Origin of the sequence: Coprococcus eutactus (assembly GCF_001404675.1) — a bacterium.
GTDB lineage: Bacteria > Bacillota > Clostridia > Lachnospirales > Lachnospiraceae > Coprococcus > Coprococcus aceti.
Genome location: NZ_CYXU01000004.1, coordinates 158,107 through 175,599 on the forward strand (window position 1 = coordinate 158,107; position 17,493 = coordinate 175,599).

16 protein-coding genes and 2 pseudogenes are annotated in these 17,493 nt (G+C 44.0%); 15 read left to right on the forward strand and 3 right to left on the reverse strand.

Going from position 1 to position 17,493, the window contains the following annotated elements; translation table 11 throughout:
• Positions 1 to 107 precede the first annotated feature (107 nt).
• The 4 genes from ARA78_RS09705 (at position 108) to ARA78_RS09720 (ending at position 6,831) form a co-directional block, all read left to right on the forward strand.
• Positions 108 to 3,149 carry a glycoside hydrolase family 2 TIM barrel-domain containing protein gene (locus ARA78_RS09705; protein ID WP_055280453.1) on the forward strand — a complete coding sequence of 1,014 codons (3,042 nt, stop codon included), beginning with the start codon at positions 108 to 110 and terminating at the stop codon, positions 3,147 to 3,149.
• 156 nt (positions 3,150 to 3,305) lie between these two features.
• Positions 3,306 to 4,700: an MFS transporter gene (locus tag ARA78_RS09710; RefSeq protein WP_015533711.1), complete on the forward strand. Its 1,395-nt coding sequence runs from the start codon at positions 3,306 to 3,308 to the stop codon at positions 4,698 to 4,700.
• Between the two features lie 293 nt (positions 4,701 to 4,993).
• Complete coding sequence (locus tag ARA78_RS09715; protein ID WP_055223077.1) at positions 4,994 to 5,794, forward strand: AraC family transcriptional regulator; 801 nt, start codon at positions 4,994 to 4,996, stop codon at positions 5,792 to 5,794.
• Positions 5,795 to 5,934: 140 nt separating this feature from the next.
• Positions 5,935 to 6,831, forward strand: a complete 897-nt coding sequence (locus ARA78_RS09720) for a helix-turn-helix domain-containing protein (protein WP_015533714.1) — start codon at positions 5,935 to 5,937, stop codon at positions 6,829 to 6,831.
• 47 nt (positions 6,832 to 6,878) lie between these two features.
• Here the strand turns inward: ARA78_RS09720 and ARA78_RS09725 are convergent, their stop codons facing one another.
• On the reverse strand, positions 6,879 to 7,094 hold the full coding sequence (locus tag ARA78_RS09725) for a hypothetical protein (protein ID WP_055273142.1): 216 nt from the start codon (positions 7,092 to 7,094) through the stop codon (positions 6,879 to 6,881).
• A gap of 89 nt (positions 7,095 to 7,183) precedes the next feature.
• On the reverse strand, positions 7,184 to 7,486 hold the full coding sequence (locus tag ARA78_RS09730) for a hypothetical protein (protein ID WP_055280454.1): 303 nt from the start codon (positions 7,484 to 7,486) through the stop codon (positions 7,184 to 7,186).
• Here ARA78_RS09730 and ARA78_RS14645 point away from each other — a divergent pair.
• From ARA78_RS14645 to ARA78_RS09780, 11 genes and pseudogenes are all read left to right on the forward strand, one after another.
• Positions 7,487 to 7,651 (forward strand): annotated as a pseudogene (locus tag ARA78_RS14645) (hypothetical protein); the annotation flags it as partial.
• Positions 7,652 to 7,709: 58 nt separating this feature from the next.
• On the forward strand, positions 7,710 to 8,075 hold the full coding sequence (locus ARA78_RS09735) for a hypothetical protein (RefSeq protein ID WP_156329444.1): 366 nt from the start codon (positions 7,710 to 7,712) through the stop codon (positions 8,073 to 8,075).
• Between the two features lie 169 nt (positions 8,076 to 8,244).
• Positions 8,245 to 9,153: a hypothetical protein gene (locus tag ARA78_RS09740; protein ID WP_055273138.1), complete on the forward strand. Its 909-nt coding sequence runs from the start codon at positions 8,245 to 8,247 to the stop codon at positions 9,151 to 9,153.
• Positions 9,154 to 9,185: 32 nt separating this feature from the next.
• A complete protein-coding gene (locus ARA78_RS09745) occupies positions 9,186 to 9,455 on the forward strand; it encodes a hypothetical protein (RefSeq protein WP_015533718.1) in 270 nt (89 codons plus the stop codon).
• Between the two features lie 182 nt (positions 9,456 to 9,637).
• The gene (locus ARA78_RS09750) at positions 9,638 to 9,988 is read left to right on the forward strand and encodes a hypothetical protein (RefSeq protein ID WP_055273137.1); all 351 of its coding nucleotides are present in this window, start codon (positions 9,638 to 9,640) and stop codon (positions 9,986 to 9,988) included.
• A gap of 457 nt (positions 9,989 to 10,445) precedes the next feature.
• Positions 10,446 to 12,038, forward strand: a complete 1,593-nt coding sequence (locus ARA78_RS09755; RefSeq protein ID WP_082419764.1) for an AMP-binding protein — start codon at positions 10,446 to 10,448, stop codon at positions 12,036 to 12,038.
• A 29-nt stretch (positions 12,039 to 12,067) separates the two neighbouring features.
• Entirely contained in the window at positions 12,068 to 12,295 is a 228-nt protein-coding gene (locus ARA78_RS09760; RefSeq protein WP_015533721.1) for an acyl carrier protein, read from the forward strand.
• Positions 12,296 to 12,364: 69 nt separating this feature from the next.
• Positions 12,365 to 13,954, forward strand: a complete 1,590-nt coding sequence (locus ARA78_RS09765; protein WP_055273134.1) for an MBOAT family O-acyltransferase — start codon at positions 12,365 to 12,367, stop codon at positions 13,952 to 13,954.
• Positions 13,955 to 13,967: 13 nt separating this feature from the next.
• Positions 13,968 to 14,984, forward strand: a complete 1,017-nt coding sequence (locus ARA78_RS09770; protein WP_055273132.1) for a hypothetical protein — start codon at positions 13,968 to 13,970, stop codon at positions 14,982 to 14,984.
• A gap of 128 nt (positions 14,985 to 15,112) precedes the next feature.
• Entirely contained in the window at positions 15,113 to 15,346 is a 234-nt protein-coding gene (locus ARA78_RS09775) for a hypothetical protein (protein WP_156327902.1), read from the forward strand.
• 139 nt (positions 15,347 to 15,485) lie between these two features.
• The gene (locus ARA78_RS09780) at positions 15,486 to 15,827 is read left to right on the forward strand and encodes a hypothetical protein (protein WP_055273130.1); all 342 of its coding nucleotides are present in this window, start codon (positions 15,486 to 15,488) and stop codon (positions 15,825 to 15,827) included.
• Here the strand turns inward: ARA78_RS09780 and hcp are convergent.
• Positions 15,784 to 17,352, reverse strand: a pseudogene (gene hcp / locus ARA78_RS09785) (hydroxylamine reductase). The gene ARA78_RS09780 and the pseudogene hcp sit on opposite strands and share 44 nt — an antisense overlap.
• Between the last annotated feature and the right edge of the window lie 141 nt (positions 17,353 to 17,493).

Consider the following 17,493-nt stretch of genomic DNA (forward strand, 5'->3'; position numbering starts at 1 on the left):
CTAACAAAAGCGAGAAGGAAAAAAAGCAGACAGTAAGGAGAAAACTGTTTGCAGGGTTACAAGCAACAAAAAAGTGTATAAACTGTATGAATGAAGGAGGATTATTTATGATCGTGCCACGTTACTATGAGGACTTAAGTGTATTACATGACAATACGATGCCGGCGAGAGCTTATTACATGCCGGCTTCCAAGCGGATGGATGACCTGGTAGAGCACAGAGAGCTGTCAGACAGAATGCAGCTATTGAATGGTACATGGAAGTTTCAGTATTTTGACAGCATCTATGATATGAAGGATGCCTTTTATGAGGATGGTTATTTGGTTGAGGGCTTTGATGAGATCAAAGTTCCGAGTGTATGGCAGATGGCAGGTTATGATACACACCAATACACAAATATCCGTTACCCATTTCCGTTTGATCCGCCATATGTGCCACAGGATATTCCATGTGGAGCTTATGTGCATACCTTTGACTATGCAAAGGATGCTGCAGCACCAAAGGCATATCTTAACTTTGAAGGTGTGGATAGCTGCTTTTATGTATGGTTAAACGGCACCTATGTAGGCTACAGTCAAGTGAGCCACATGACCAGTGAGTTTGATGTGACAGACGTATTGCGGGAAGGAGAGAACCGGATTTCCGTGCTTGTGATGAAGTGGTGCGACGGTTCGTACCTTGAAGATCAGGACAAGTTCCGTATGAGCGGAATCTTCCGTGATGTGTATCTCTTAAAACGTCCGGAAAAGGGAATCCGTGATTATCGCATTACAACACAATTAGATTCAGACATTGCAAGGATAAATCTTACAGCAGCATTTTACGAGCCGACAGAGGTTCGGGTAAAGCTCGAGGATAAGAATGGAGCAGTTGTTTCCGAGGGTGTTATTTCCGAGAGTGGAGAAGCGACTTTTGAGATTGTAGATTATACACTCTGGAATACAGAGAATCCGTATCTGTATACGATTATTCTGGAGACGGAGCAGGAGGTAATCGTAGACCATATAGCACTCCGCAAGATCGAGATCAAGAATCAGGTAATCTACTTAAATGGACAGAAGATTAAATTCCGTGGTGTGAACCGCCATGACTCCGATCCGGTCACCGGATTTACAATTAGCATGGAGCAGATCAAGACAGACCTTACCCTGATGAAGCAGCACAACTTCAATGCCATTCGTTCCAGCCATTATCCAAATGCACCATTTTTCTATGAAATGTGCGACCGCTATGGATTTATGGTGATTGACGAGGCAGATATCGAAGCACACGGACCATTTATGCTGTATCGAAAAGAGGATACGGATTACAACCGCTTTAAGCGTTGGAATGAGAAAATAGCAGATGATCCGGTATGGGAAGCTGCGATTGTTGACCGTGTGAAGCTGATGGTGGAGCGTGACAAGAACCGGTTCTGTATCGTGATGTGGTCTATGGGAAATGAAAGCGCTTATGGCTGCAATTTTGAGAAGGCACTGGCATGGACAAAGAAGTTCGATTCGGAGCGGATCACGCAGTATGAGAGTGCCAGATACCGCAATTACGATGTAACCTATGATTACGAGAATCTGGACTTATACAGCCGTATGTATCCGGCACTTACTGAGATAGAGGAATATTTGGAAAAGGATGGCAGCAAACCATTCCTTCTGGTGGAATACTGCCACAGTATGGGAAATGGTCCCGGAGATTTTGAAGATTATTTCCAGATGATACAGGCAGAGGATAAGATGTGCGGCGGTTTCGTGTGGGAGTGGTGCGATCATGCAATCGCCCATGGTGTAGCCGAAAACGGCAAGACGATCTATGCCTATGGCGGCGATCATGGCGAAGTAATCCATGACAGCAACTTCTGTATGGATGGTCTGGTATATCCGGACAGAAGGATACACACCGGACTTTTGGAGTACAAGAATGTATACCGACCGGCAAGAGTAGTATCGTATGATGCAGCAAGTGGAGAATTAGTGCTTCACAACTATATGGATTTTGATGATCTGAAGGATTATGCAGAGATTACCTATGAGCTGTCACAGGATGGGCTTGTAATCGGGAAGGGGAAGCTTTCCGAAGTATCCATTTTACCGCATTGTGATGGAAGCACAACTTTAAAGCTTTCAATTCCGGAGAATGGGAAGGTATATCTGAAGCTGTTCTATAAGCTGAAGAAGGACATCCCGCTTCTTTCCAAGGCGTATGTCTTAGGCTTTGATGAGATAGATGTAAGCAGTAAGGGTGCAAAGAATCAGCAGGCAGTAAGCTGGCTTACAAAGGAAGTGCCGAATACCGGTATTCAGGTACAGGAAAATGATACAGAGATCATCATAAAGGGACGGGATTTCTCCTATACGGTCAACAAGCGGACAGCACTTTTTGACAGCCTGACATTTGCAGGCAGAGAATATATGAATCATCCGATGGAACTGAACATCTGGAGAGCACCGACGGATAACGATATGTATATCAAGGCAGAGTGGAAGAAAGCCCACTACAACGAAGCCTATACAAGAGCATACAAGTCAGAGGTGATTCAGGGAAAGCACGGAGTAACTGTGACAAGTCAGGCTTCGGTCGTGGCAGCAACCGTGCAGAAAATTATGGATGTGACAATCACTTGGACGATTGACGCAGCCGGAAGAATTGGAGCGGATATCGCAGTGAAAAAGGATGAGGAGTTCCCGGATCTTCCAAGATTTGGTGTGCGGATGTTCTTAGATAAGAAGCTTACAGATGCAGGGTTCTTCGGTATGGGACCGCAGGAAAGCTACCGGGACAAGCATAGAGCAGCAAGCCACGGATTGTATCGTCTGAAGGTTTCCGATATGCATGAGGACTATATCCGCCCACAGGAAAACGGAAGTCACTACGACTGCGATTATGTGGAGCTTGGCAACAGCCAGTACGGTATCACTGCCGTTGCAGAGGAAGATACATTTTCATTCAATGCGTCCTTCTATACACAGGAGGAGCTGGAAGAAAAGGCACATAACTATGAATTGATAGAATCGGACAGTACGGTATTCTGTCTTGATTATGCACAGAATGGAATAGGCTCTAACAGCTGCGGACCAGACGTGTTAGAAGCATACAGATTTGATGATAGATTATTCCGGTTCCGGTTTACACTGGTTCCGTATGTGAAAGGATAATGATATAACTCGTTTCCCGAATATCGACGTATAAGTCCGGACATACGGGGATATTCGGGATACAAGAGAACAAAAGTAAAAGCATTTAGAATAATATAGGCATCAGACTGTTTGACACATGAAATTCTAAACATGATTAAGATGAGGAGTGATTCTATGGAAGAAAAAAAGTATTTAAAATGGTATAACAAAGTTGGATACGGATCCGGCGATATAGCAGGAAATGTAGTATATGCATTTTTAACGTCCTTTGTGATGATTTATCTGACGGATTCAGTCGGACTTGCAGCAGGTATAGTAGGTACGTTGATCGCAGTTTCCAAACTGTTTGACGGATTTACAGACATTTTCTTTGGCTCGATGATTGACAAGACACACAGCAAGATGGGTAAGGCGAAACCGTGGATGCTTTACGGCTACATTGGATGTGCGATTACACTGGTATGTTGTTTTGCGGTTCCTACAAGCTGGGGAAATACAGCAAAATATGCATGGTTCTTTATTGCATATACATTGTTAAATGGTGTGTTCTATACAGCAAATAATATTGCGTATTCTGCACTTACTTCTTTGATTACGAAGAACAGTAAAGAGCGTGTGCAGATGGGATCTTATCGTTTCATCTTCGCATTTTCTACAAGCCTTTTGATCCAGTCTGTAACCGTAAAATTTGTTGATTACTGCGGTGGAGATGCAGCAGCATGGAGAACGGTAGCAATCATCTATGCAATTATCGGTCTGATTGTAAATACAATCTCAGCGCTCTCCGTAAAAGAGCTTCCGGAGGAGGAGCTTAACGATGGAGAAGTAAAAGGAGATGAAGAAAAGTATGGACTGGTTCAGGCATTTAAGCTTCTTGTAAAGAACAAGTATTATATGATGATCTGTGGAACATATATTTTACAGCAGCTTTATAGTGCCATGATCGGTGCTGGTATCTACTACATGACATGGGTATTGAAGGACAAGAATCTTTTTGGTCAGTTCGCCTGGGCGGTGAATATCCCACTTATTATAGCTCTTATCTTTACTCCGACACTCGTTGGCAAGTGGAATGGTATGTACAAGCTGAATCTCAGAGGATATATCATTGCCGTTATTGGTAGAGCGTTGGTTGTTGTAGCAGGATATATGGGAAGTATTCCTCTTATGCTGGCATTTACAGCCCTTGCAGCACTTGGACAGGGCCCATGGCAGGGAGATATGAACGCAGTGATTGCTTCTTGTTCAGAGTATACTTATCTGACACAGGGAAAGAGAATTGACGGAACTATGTATTCTTGTACATCACTGGGTGTAAAGATTGGTGGAGGAATCGGAACTGCAGTATGTGGCTGGTTATTAGAGCTTAGTGGTTATGTCGGAACAAATGCAACACAGCCGCAGTCAGCACTTGATATGATGCAGTTTATGTATTTATGGTTGCCATTGATCCTTGATGTGTTAATTATGATTGTTCTTTCCAGAATGAACGTGGAAGCTGTAAATGAAAAATTGAAAGCTGAAAAGGGAATTAAGTCTGATGAAGTAACAGACGCAACAGAGTATTAAGGTTTATATGTAATGAAAAGCATTGTCTAATTGAACATTCGAGAAAGGCAATGCTTTTTGTGCAAGCTAGGTATTCAGTTTTCACAAAGTAGTCCTTTTAGTATTTTATGCATGATATACATGTTCAAAGTAATCAGCGTAGAATACTAAAAGGTTGTTCATATAATTCTTAAACTTGTTCATAATGCGTACCTCCTTTCCTTATTTACAAGCTGATTATAGAATAAATACAATGTGATTGCCTGCCAAATCGAAAGGAAAAGTAGACAAATCTTGCAAAGGGGGCGTAACCAATGCATTTATCATTTGTTGATACAAAAGAAGAAATATTAGCTTTAAAAAGAAAATCGAAGCATGTTGCTCCGCATTTACATAATGCATTGGAGATCGTATGTGTGACAAATGGAACACTGGAGCTGGGAGTTGGACAAGAGTTATACCACATGGAAAAGGGAGATATTGGTTTTGTATTTCCTGATATTATCCATCATTATCAGGTTTTCTCTTCGGGAGTGAATAAGGCGGTTTACATTATTTCTCCACCATTTGCGATTGGGAAATATGCTGATATTATACAGACGATGGCACCGGATTACCCAATCATAAAGGCAGAAATGGTGGAGCCGGAAGTATACCGGGCAATTAATGCCATCTTAGATACAGACCACATGGATATAGCAGTTATACAGGCATACCTGCAGATTTTGATTGCAAGATGCATTGGAAAGCTGAAACTGGTCGAGAAAGGAGATGTGGGAAGTAAAGATCTTGTCTATCAGGCAGTATCGTACGTGTCTGGTAATTTTAGAAAGAATTTCTCGTTAGATGATATGGCAAGAGATTTGGGAGTGAGCAAGTATGTTTTATCACGAACATTCTCCAAAACATTCCATCGTAATTTCAATCAATATCTGAATGATGCAAGACTAAATTATGCTTGCCATCGCTTGGAAAATACCAGTGATGCCATTACAAATATATGCTATGATAGCGGATTTGAAAGTCAGAGAACATTCAATCGGGCATTTAAGGAACGATACAAAGTTACACCGAGCGAATACAGAAATACAAGCCGTACAGATATAATATCGTGACTATCAAACATAGAGGCAGAGAATGGAAAAGTTGTGGCTGTGATTGGATATAGGCAGTAAATGTGGCAATTCTACCTTTGAGGGGTGTACTCTTTTGCTGTGATAAGATAAGATTGTCATGATGAAAGGAGGAATGACCTATGGATATTGCTAAGATTGGAAGATATATCGCAGAAAAAAGAAAAAGAGCTAGGCTGACACAGAGACAGCTTGCAGATAAGCTCGGGAAGAGTGATAAGTCTGTTTCAAAATGGGAACGTGGAATTTGCCTTCCAGACGTTTCTGTATATATGGAACTGTGTGAAATATTGGAAATCAGCGTCAATGAATTTTTAGCCGGTGAAGATATCAGCGAAGATAGTGTAAGAGAAAAGTCTGATGAAACGCTATTGCAGGTGTCAAAGGAAGGAAAGAATAAACAGAAATTTCTGCGACGAATCATTGTAGCACTTTGTATTATTCTGACAGGATTTATCACTGTAATCGCTGTTATAGCGTGTAAGAAGATGAGACAACCCCGAAATTTCATAGAAGAAGTATCGCCGGATAGTGCGGAAATGAAAACTGCGGAACTGATGTCTGGAGCAGATGGGGTAATGATGTTTCGGTATAAGACAAAGGATAACTATAAATGCCTTTTTGTTTACTTGTCTGAATATCAATCCGGAAAAAGAGTATCGCATGAGAAAATTGCAGAAATATCTTTTAATGGTACAGAATCTACCGAAACTGGAATGATAGTGGTTGTTCCTAATTTTGAAAAATTTTCTGCAAGTCTAATTGTGGCAGATAACTATACGAAATACACAACAGAAAATCCAATTTTAAATGATGTTGAAGATCGGAAATATTATGGAAGATCGGCGACAAGCATAAACCATATATGTCCGATAGATTTTGGAACAGAGCAGGGGTTAGCGGCTTTGGTTTATGGTAAAAATGGATTAAGTATGTTACCGATACAGGATATTTCCGGAGATTATCTAAATACAGAGAATGATTATATGTATTATTACTCCGTAGAGTTTACGAAATGAGAATATGGATGATCTTCCTATAAAATCTTTACTGATAAGCATGAGGACTAAATATCCTCATGCTTTTTCCCTAGATAGGTGTCAATTTCCTTCTGGTAGTGTTGCAACTCCTTCAGGTCACGCTCATTTTGCCGCTGTTGTTCTTCAAGGTTATGCATGTTCTGTTTAGCCTGTTCCAGTAGTTTTTGTAGGATTTGGATGTTGGAATTCTCGGTATACCGGATGCCGTACCTGTCGTGCAGGTTCTTTTGTATCTCCTGCATGCGTCTGGCGTTCTGTACATTTTACCATTTCTGCAAGCCAACGGTATCCCGTGATACATCACCAGAGAAGTCACACATGGACGAGATTTTCAATCGACTTTTATCCAGTTTTTTTCACCGAGCGACATGGCATCATAAGCAGCTTTTCGCTTTTCTTTTCGTTCTTCCGCTTTTTTCTTTTGTGTTTTCAGATAGTCCTGTCGTCTCGAAATTCTCTTTTTTATGTTGTCATCGGTATAGAATGAACCGAGAGAGTAGCCACGATGAAAACGTTGTTCAACCGAAAATCGGTATTTTGTAACCGTTCCGTATTTCTTTGAGTTTCCGGTTTCAATTATAATATTCTGTGCTTTTAGTCGATTGATATAATCCTCAAATGAAACAGCTTCCATAAGAAGCTCCTTCAGTTCACACTGGATGACGGCACAGGCACAGACAGAACCATCCTCTCAGGAATCCATGCATTCTATGAGCCAGAGGAGTTAGTCGGCAAGACACTTATTGCAATAACAAACCTTCCACCTAGAAAGATGATGGGAATCGATTCATGCGGTATATATGAAAAAGGACCCCAGATTAGAAGTACACACTTCAGATTTGGGGTTCTCTTTTTGTGTGAGAGACGGATCAAAATCCATGATCGCAGGCATGAACAAGTCCGGTAAGTATGGCGCTGAGCTCAAGTTTTCTGTTAAGTCCATGGACGTAATGAAGGTCATGGTGAAGAGCGATTCCAAGAGCTCCAACGATGCACTCAAGGGCACGATGGCGCAGATAAAGGGCGAGGATTACACTGACCTGCAGACGGATGCCCCCGATATCAAGGAGACAAATACGATAATGGAGAGTCTGGATGCGATAGAGAATCTTAAGGCGGATTTCACGGTATCGGATTACTACAGCGTGTATTATTATACTGAGAGACGGCATTTCTCAGCTTTTGCTGGGAGTGCCGTCTTTCTGCATATAAGCCGTAGTTAATTCGCAAAACACATTCGCAGAAAGTCAAATTCAGTTCGCAGAATATCAAATGTAATTGATATTCTGCGAACTGGAGGGTATAATATGCGGTATCTTTGGGTTAGATGCTTGCGGTATGTTGATGCAAGCATGTGTGTATTAAAAGCGAAATGACAGGGGTGAAGGGTAGATGAGAAGATTAAAGTATGTTTTACAGAGTGCGATCGCCTGCTTTGTCGTGGCCGGGGCCTTGCTGGTGCTGTTCTGGGGAGCAGGAATATACAATATATATCATGAGTCACATGGAAATATATCGGATCTGTCAGAGCTGTGGTCGTATATTTCGGAACAGGGATTGATGTTTCTGATCGGATTGCTGGCTTTTGTGTCGTTCCTGGTATCCGGATTTCAGGCGAAGAAGGCCAGCGAGGCGGATAGAGCAGCTAACGGTGGGAACGAGTATGATGGTGTAGGATATGGTGATGCTGATTATTCTGGCACGATAAATGCTGGTGGCGGATATACATATGATTCAATGGACACATCTATAAAGTTAGATGAAGGTTCAGGTATGGAAAATGATAGGAATGTATATGGAAAAAACGGTATGCCATATGCGGACATCTATGGGATGACTGGAGATGCACAATTAACCAATACATATTCATTGCAGTCAGGTGCCAGAAAGATAAGCTTTGACCTGCCTCAGAGGTATAGACTGATAGATGGCGATGACAGTGATCCGGCATTTGCGGGGTTTAATGAGGAGCTTAAGCCGGAACTTGTCTATTGTTCACTTCAGGAGGCTATCGATGATGAGACGGCTGAGGATTACGTGCTGGATGAGCTGGTGGAGGATGAAGCCTGCCCGGAGGAACTGCGGACAAGGGCATATCTGAAACATGAAGTGATAGAGGGAAGACTTTATTACTATTATATATTCAAGTATAAGAAGTCCAGAAAGCAGAGACAGAAGTTTGCGGCGGCATGTGACATAGGCGGCGGGCTGTTCTATACGATAGAGACAGAATGGATATGGCGCAAGGAGGAATTGACGCTGGAAGCACTCATAGACTTTTTGAAGATACGGGTAGAGTGATTTATGACATCTACAGAACATGAGGTGATAATATGTGGACAATAAAGAGAATAGATGAGGCCGACTTCGGCTGTGAGGAGAGGCTTCCGGGGGAGCCGCTTATGGTGCTGGTGAGTCTGGAGTGTGACGATGGAAGGATGCTTCAGCTTGAGGTGGCTGACAACTGGCTGACCATGCAGGAGCTTGACGAGGGCGATGAGTGGCCGGATGATCCGGACGAACCGGATGAAGAAGATGCGAAAAGCGCAAAGCAGGTGCAGTGGATGGAGAGTTATCTGGATGCTCTGGAGGAGCTGGAATAAGAGTGAAAATAATAAGAATATCGACAAAACCGCCATATCATAAGCGATATTGGCGGTTTTTGTGCGTCTGGAATTACTTTTTGCCATATACTTTAGGATAATATGTTGTTATAACGAAAAGAATGGTCGTGTGAATTTTGTCGATGTTTGGTTTGCAGGCAACTGCGTGTGGGAGAGAATTAATGATTGGATTGTTTGAAATGAAATATATGAATATATGCCTTGTGGCAGGAGTTATACTGGAACTTATAGCTCTTGTCGCAATACTTAATCTTTATATTAATATAAGGAGAAGGGAAAGAAGGCAGAAGAATAGAGAAGATGGAGCAGGACTTTATGATCGTGCGGTATGTGCCGGAACGGATGAGGCGCATATGCTGGTGCGGCGGGAGGACATAAGTGCGGTAAGCCAGCTTATGGATCAGAAAGTATACAGACAGTTGAGAAAGAAATATGCGGGCTGGGACAGACAGGAGAATCTGGAGTTTGATGCACGTGTTGCAGGCAGGTTTGAAAGTCCATATTCTTTATGATGGAATTATATGGATGCAAGGCCGGGCAGAGCTCAGAACCCTGTATATATTTGCCGATAAGTTATACAATGCGAGAAAATCTGTGGGATTTGTCAAGAGACTAAGGATCAGGTATGGCGTGTAAGCCGTGCCGGGAAAACAAATATTTATACATTTGTCAGCGACAGATATGTCCGTGGATGGACATGTCTGCCGCTGTTTTTTGTTTTACTTAAAGATATCTTAAAGATTCGCCTCATTGAAACTTAAAGGGATGGCTGCTATAATCAGCAGGTGTAGTGAGAAGCTGCAGTGCGGATTACGCTGATGGATTGAGGAAGTGTAACCATATTGTAATAACTCTTACATATAATTAAGTCTGTTGAATGTATATTAAGTTGAACTGGCAGAAAGGCTTGGCATATAATCTATTCGATTTTGGAAGAAAGAAAAAGGTGGTTAAACGAGGTGGTAAATATTGAAAAATATATTGGAATTTATAGAGAATTCGGCTTTAAAATATCCAGACAAGCTGGCAGTTGCAGATGAGGAAGGCGGACTCACATATGGTCAGATGGAGAGGCTTTCCAGACAGATCGGTGCATGGATATATGAGAAGACAGATGGCGTGAGGAATAAGCCTGTTGCCGTGCTGCTGGACAAAAAGCCTAGGAGTGTGGCTGCCTATATGGGAGTTGTCTACAGTGGCAATTTCTATGTGGTACTGGATGCGGAGATGCCGGCGTCCAGAGCCGAGTCGATACTCGGAACGCTGAATCCGGTTGCAGTCGTGACTGACATCGGGCATATGGAGAAGGCACTGGAGCTTTCCAGAAATGGCGTGGATGAAGATGGATGCCAGGGACAGGAAGGCGAGAACAAAGAGGTATTCAGGATATTAAATCTTGACGAGCTGGACACAAGTGCAGATCAGTCGGTGTTGGATGCGGTCAGAAGCAGGGCGATAGACACGGATCCCGTGTATGCGCTTTTCACATCGGGCTCGACCGGAGTTCCAAAGGGCGCTGTGGTATCACACAGGAATGTAATATCCTACACCTACTGGTACACGGAGGCATTTGGTATAGACGAGAGTACGATATTCGGAAGCCAGACACCGTTCTACTTCAGCATGTCGGTGTCAGATCTCTACAGCACTCTTAAAAATGGTGCCACGCTGTACATCATACCGAAGGCGTATTTCACCTTCCCTATGAAGCTGATGGAGTTCATGAATACATACAGGATCAACACGATATACTGGGTGCCATCGGCACTGCAGATCGTTGCAAATTACAAGCTGTTCCAGTACGCCCAGCTTCCCGAGCTGAAGAAGGTGCTGTTTGCCGGAGAGGTGATGCCGACAAAGCCGCTGAATTACTGGATACAGAATCTTCCGGATGCCATGTATGCAAATCTGTTCGGCCCAACAGAGACGACCGACATATGTACGTATTACGTGGTGGACAGAGTATTTGCCGATGACGAGCCGCTGCCGATGGGACATGCGTGCAACAACTGTGATGTGTTTGTTCTTGATGAGAACGGTAGGGAGGTGTCACCGGAGATTGATCCTGAGACGGGCTTCAGCCGTGAGGGTGAGCTCTATGCCAGGGGTTCATTTGTGGCGCTGGGCTACTTCGGAAATGCGGAGAAGACGAGAGAGGCATTTGTCCAGAATCCGCTGAATCCGTACTATCCAGAGCTGGTCTACAAGACCGGTGATCTGGTGAAATACAACAGATACGGCGAGCTGGTCTATGTGTGCCGTAAGGACTATCAGATAAAACACATGGGTTACCGCATAGAGCTCGGCGAGATCGAGGCGGCAGCGGGAGCCATAGACGGTATCAGAAGCTATGCCTGCATATATGATGATGCGGCTGACAAGATCGTGTTCATCTACGAGGGCAGGAAGAAGGACGAGACGGAGCTGCTTAAGGCGTTTCAGGAGAGGGTCCCACACTACATGGAGCCGAACCGTTTTGTCAGGGTGACAAGCATGCCCCACAATGCAAATGGCAAGATAGACAGGAAGAGACTGAAGGCGGAATACGCGCAGCATGTGTGACAATTTTATTGATAAGGAGATAAGAGATTATGGAAGAATTATTAAAGATTTTGAATGAGGTAAAACCTGGAGTTGATTATGAGAACGAGACAGATCTTATAGGACATGGCGTGCTGGATTCCATCACGATGGTTACGCTGGTGCTTCAGCTCAGCGATGAGTTTGACGTAGACATTTCTCCTGTTGATATCACACCGGAGAACTTCAAGACAGTCCAGACCATATACGATATGATCCAGAGACTTGAAGACGAGTAAGAGCAGATATAGATATTGGAAGATGGCGGGGACTGACTGCCGTCAAAAAATACTGGAGGAGTGAGAAATATGTCATATACGTCGATATCGTATCTGGTATTTATATTGCTCGGAGCGTTTATAGTGTACAATATAGTGCCACTGAAGCACAGATGGAAGGTGCTGCTGGCATTCAGCTATCTGTTTTATTTTATCAATTCAGGCAGATATATCATATTTATCCTGTTCGGGTCGTTGACCATATATGTGGGCGGCCTGCTGATAAACAAGATAGATGATGGCTGCAGCATGGCAAGGAAAGCTCTGCCAAAGGAAAACAAAAAAGAGTACAAGGCACTTATCGGATGGCAGAAAAAGTGCGTGTGCGTATGCGTGGTGCTTGTGAATGTAGGAATCCTGGTATTCCTGAAATATTCGGTATTCCTTGGACAGGTATTTACAGATGTGCTTGGACTCATACACATAAATGTAGAGAATCCGATGTATCAGAGGATGATGCCGCTTGGAATCTCGTTCTACACACTGTCTGCGGTGAGTTACATAGTGGACGTGTACAGAGGCAAATACAGGGCATCGGACAAGTTTGGCAAGGTTGCACTTTTCCTTGCATTTTTCCCGCACATTGTTGAGGGACCTATAGCCAGGTTCGATCTTGTTGGAGAGCAGATGTATGAGGGGCACAGGTTCAGTTATGAGAACATGACCATGGGACTCCAGCTTATACTGTGGGGCTTCTTCAAGAAGATAGTTATTGCAGATCGCGCAAATATGTATGTGAACCAGATATTTGACAATTACGCAAGCTACACAGGACTTCCGGTAGTAGTAGGAATGCTGCTCTACACATTACAGCTCTATGCGGAATTCTCAGGCTGTATGGATATAGTAAGGGGAAGTGCCCAGATGTTCGGAATAGGACTCTCAGAGAACTTCAATCAGCCGTTTATATCAAAGACGGTCAGTGAGTTCTGGAGAAGGTGGCATATGACTCTCGGTGCATGGTTCAAGGACTATGTGTTCTATTCAGTTTCACTGTCTAAGCCATTTGTGAAGCTGAGTAAGAAGACCAGGGAACATATGAATACTTTCTTCGCGACATTTGTTCCTATGTCTATAGCGATGTTCATAGTGTGGTTTGGAACGGGTATTTGGCACGGCGCAAGCTGGAAGTACGTCATGTATGGTCTTTATTACTGGGCTATCATGGTAATCGGACTTCTCATGGAGCCTCTTTTCAAGAAGCTGTATGGGAAAATGAATGTTGACCGCCAGGGAAAGGTATACAGGCTGCTTCAGGTTGTCAGGACCTTCATTTTTGTGAATGTGGGAATGCTCATGTTCAGGGCTGATGATCTTACAGCATTTGGACACATGTTTGTGTCCATGTTCAGGGGATTTACATTTGCGGATCTGACAAATGGAACTTTGCTTGGAATGAAGCTTGACATGGCAGATTTTGCAGTGCTGGCAGTGGGCGCGCTCATTCTGTTCCTGGTTGGACTTTACAAGGAGAAGGGACACCAGATAAGAGCAGAGCTTGCAACGAAGAATATAGCCCTCAGATGGGCAGTTTACTATGTGCTGCTGTTTGGAGTGATCATACTCGGAGCATATGGCAAGGGCTATGAGGTGGCTGGATTTATATATGCACAGTTTTAGAGGTGATTTATCTATGAAGAAAAGTGGACGTAATATAATAAAATCCATAGCATTTGCCCTGGTGGCCGTGATGATCATGGGAGTGCTGGGAGCTGCGTTTACTCCGAAGCGGAGCGATCCGGGAAGCGGAATAACCAACTCGAATGCAAGGGGCTTTTATGGAGAACCGAAGAATTCGATAGACGTACTGGTGCTTGGAGACAGCAATGCCTACAGCGCATGTTCTCCGATGTATATATGGAACAAATATGGAATTCCAACATATGTGGCGGCTGAGGGGTTCCAGAATGTGACCGGGGCATCTAACCTTCTGGATGAAGTGCTCACATGTCAGAAGCCAAAGCTGGTGGTGTTTGATGTGAATATGCTCTGGACAGGCAAGACGACATTGAAAAAGGTTGAGAACAACCTGAAGAATCTGGCATATAAGTATCTGCCTCTTGCACAGTACCACAACAGGTGGAAGAGCATGAGTGTTTCGGACATGTTCGGTGCCAGGGACTACACATACAGATCAGCCTCAAGAGGACAGTATCTCAGCATGGAGGTCAAGCCGTTTTCAGGCCAGAGCAAGATGGTGGAAACCAAGGCTGTTGAGGACATACCGGAGGTATCAAAGATACTGCTCGATAAGCTGATAGACAAGTGTGAGAAGAATGGAATCAAGATCATGTTCATAGAGACTCCGACGGCGAAGTCATGGAATTATGCAAGACACAATGCCATGGTTAAGTATGCTAAAGCCAAGAATATTGATTTTGTCGATATGAATACGCTCAAGGGCGATTATGTGATCGACTGGAGCACCGACACGAGGGATGGCGGAAGACATCTCAACTGTAAGGGCGCAGAGAAGGTAAGCGCCTATCTTGGAAAATATATTTCAGAGAATTATTCTTTTAAGGATAAGAGACATTCAGAAAAGTATGCGGATTGGAATAATGACTATCTGGATTATGTGAAGTATATGTCCGGAGAGACTGTGTCGCTGGAGGCACAGCAATCCGAGGGAACGGTATCCAACAACTAGATATAAAATATATAAGTGGACGGAGGATAGAATCCCCCGTCCACTTTATTTTTTATTTTACTGTAACTTTGCATCTGGCAGATATATTGCCGGAAGTATATGTCTTTTTCTCAGTGCTGTTTGAAGGTGTGAAAGTTTATTTCTGCACGGCAAGGGACAAGGATTTTTACGCGCAGCTCATGCGTGATGGAAATGTTGCGGTGACGGGCATGAACAGAGAATATCAGATGATAAGGCTGAGCGGAAAGGCGCACAGACTGGATGATCAGAAGCTGTGGATCGACAGGATATTTGCGGAGAATCCATCTATGAACAGTGTGTACCCGGATGACAGCAGATATGTGCTTGAGCCGTTCTATTGATACAGGATGAATACCTGACACAGGTAAATGATGAGAAAGGCATAGTAAACGCTGCAAACAGCGGTATGACTGGATGTTATGTGCCATGCCACAATTGTATCGATAACTGTATCCACGCTGTCCTGTCTGCGGGGGTTCTATGGACATGAACCTCCGCAAGGATGGTTATTTTGTTCAGGACAGCGCCTGGTATGAGGCAGAGCGGTGCTTCGGTGATTTTGTCTCCAGATCCCTGGACAGGAAGCTTGTGCTCCTTGAGCTGGGGGTTGGATTTAACACGCCAACCATAATCCGATTTCCTTTTGAAAAGCTGACACGAGAACACGATAACATAACCCTTGTCAGGTTAAATCTCGATCAGGCTGTGATTCCGGAAAGTCTTGGAAACAGAGCTATAGGGATAAATGCGGATATGGCGGAGAGTATAAGTGATATACTCAACGTTTCAGTATCGCATCCATATCCTGCTCAGGAGCAGTGATCGGGTTTAGCTTATAATTTTCCACCAGATATTTAATCACGGTCTCAGACATGAACGCAGGCAGTGTCGGGCCGATATACATGTTGCGCACGCCCAGCGACAGCAGGGTGAGAAGTATGCAGACAGCCTTCTGCTCATACCATGACAGGACAAGGGTGAGTGGGAGGTCGTTTATGCTGCAATTAAATGCATCAGCCAGAGCCAAAGCAACCTTGATGGCACTGTAGGAGTCATTGCACTGACCCATGTCGAGTATTCTAGGAATCCCGTCAATTTCGCCGAGGTCGAGATCGTTGAAACGGTATTTGCCGCAGGCGAGGGTGAGGACAAGGGTGTCCATCGGAGTCTGCTTTACGAATTCGGTGTAATAGTTGCGTCCCGGATGTGCGCCGTCGCAGCCGCCAACGAGGAAAATGTGTTTGATATGACCAGCCTTGATTGCATCTATGATCTTGCCAGCCTGTGACAGAACTGCGTTGTGGCCAAATCCGGTCGTCAGCATATGGCCGCCGTTTATGCCGCTCATGCTCCTGTCGTGTTCATAGCCGCCAAGCTTCTGTGCGTGCTTGATCAGAGGGGTAAAATCTTTCTTCCCTGCTCTTGTACCTGAGATGTGAACCATGCCGTCATAACCCACGACTGATGTGGTGTAGATCCTGTCCTTGTAGCTCGGCCTTGGCGGCATGAGACAGTTGGTGGTAAAGAGCACCGGCGCGGGTATATTTTCGAATTCTGTCTGCTGGCTCTGCCATGCGGTTCCGAAATTGCCCGCCAGATTATGGTATTTGTTAAGCTCCGGATAGCCGTGCGCAGGCAGCATCTCGCAGTGGGTATATACATTTACTCATGTCTTTTCAGTCTGCTCAAGGAGCTGTGACAGGTCGTTCAGGTCGTGACCGGAGACCACGATAAATGGCCCTTTTTTGATGTCAACATTTACTCTCGTAGGCACAGGATTGCCAAATGATTCAGTGTTGGCTTTGTCCAGCAGCTCCATGCATTTGAAATTGACCTGGCCAAATTCCATGATGAGTTCTATCCATTCGGTGACGTTGTGCTCCCTGTTAACCTCGCACAGTCCCTTGTAGAACCACTTCAGAACCTCATTATCTGTGTAGCCGAGATTCATGGCGTGATGGGCGTATGCCGCCATACCCTTGAGTCCAAACAGCAGGGTGGAACGCAAGGACACTATATCGGTGTCACCATCCCATAGGTCGATCACCTGTATCTTTTCAGCCTCAGATCTGCTGACCTTGTTCTGCTCGTTTTTAACCCTTCCCATAAATTCTTTTATTGCATTGTCGTCAAAGTTTACATTTGTCAGGGTTGTGAAAAGACCGTCTATGATAAGTCTGTCGGCGACCGCGCTGTGTTTATTCTCATTTTTTGAGAGTTCTGCAAGTTTTATAAGCTCACACACAAGCTCGTCCTGTAGATTAGATGTGGATGGCTGCTTGCCGCACACTCCAGTATTGATACATGCGGATCCCCCCGCTGTTTGCTGACACTGAAAACAAAACATATTTGACATGTACTGTATACCTCCTGAAATTATGAATCTATCTGAAAAAACTGGTGACTGCCTGGCAGTCTGTGGATTTTCTTCTAAATAGAGTATGGACAGTGAACAGGAGTTTTATACTCAAATTTGCTAAAGTATATC

Excerpts from the sequence above, each read along its gene's own strand:
- ARA78_RS09745 (WP_015533718.1), top strand. The coding sequence starts at position 9,186 with ATGTGGACAATAAAGAGAATAGATGAGGCCGACTTCGGCTGTGAGGAG.
- ARA78_RS09750 (WP_055273137.1), top strand. The coding sequence starts at position 9,638 with ATGATTGGATTGTTTGAAATGAAATATATGAATATATGCCTTGTGGCA.
- ARA78_RS09780 (WP_055273130.1), top strand. The coding sequence starts at position 15,486 with ATGGACATGAACCTCCGCAAGGATGGTTATTTTGTTCAGGACAGCGCC.
- ARA78_RS09730 (WP_055280454.1), bottom strand. The coding sequence starts at position 7,486 with ATGGAAGCTGTTTCATTTGAGGATTATATCAATCGACTAAAAGCACAG.
- ARA78_RS09720 (WP_015533714.1), top strand. The coding sequence starts at position 5,935 with ATGGATATTGCTAAGATTGGAAGATATATCGCAGAAAAAAGAAAAAGA.
- ARA78_RS09740 (WP_055273138.1), top strand. The coding sequence starts at position 8,245 with ATGAGAAGATTAAAGTATGTTTTACAGAGTGCGATCGCCTGCTTTGTC.
- ARA78_RS09770 (WP_055273132.1), top strand. The coding sequence starts at position 13,968 with ATGAAGAAAAGTGGACGTAATATAATAAAATCCATAGCATTTGCCCTG.
- ARA78_RS09710 (WP_015533711.1), top strand. The coding sequence starts at position 3,306 with ATGGAAGAAAAAAAGTATTTAAAATGGTATAACAAAGTTGGATACGGA.
- ARA78_RS09705 (WP_055280453.1), top strand. The coding sequence starts at position 108 with ATGATCGTGCCACGTTACTATGAGGACTTAAGTGTATTACATGACAAT.
- ARA78_RS09760 (WP_015533721.1), top strand. The coding sequence starts at position 12,068 with ATGGAAGAATTATTAAAGATTTTGAATGAGGTAAAACCTGGAGTTGAT.
- ARA78_RS09725 (WP_055273142.1), bottom strand. The coding sequence starts at position 7,094 with ATGCAGGAGATACAAAAGAACCTGCACGACAGGTACGGCATCCGGTAT.
- ARA78_RS09715 (WP_055223077.1), top strand. The coding sequence starts at position 4,994 with ATGCATTTATCATTTGTTGATACAAAAGAAGAAATATTAGCTTTAAAA.
- ARA78_RS09765 (WP_055273134.1), top strand. The coding sequence starts at position 12,365 with ATGTCATATACGTCGATATCGTATCTGGTATTTATATTGCTCGGAGCG.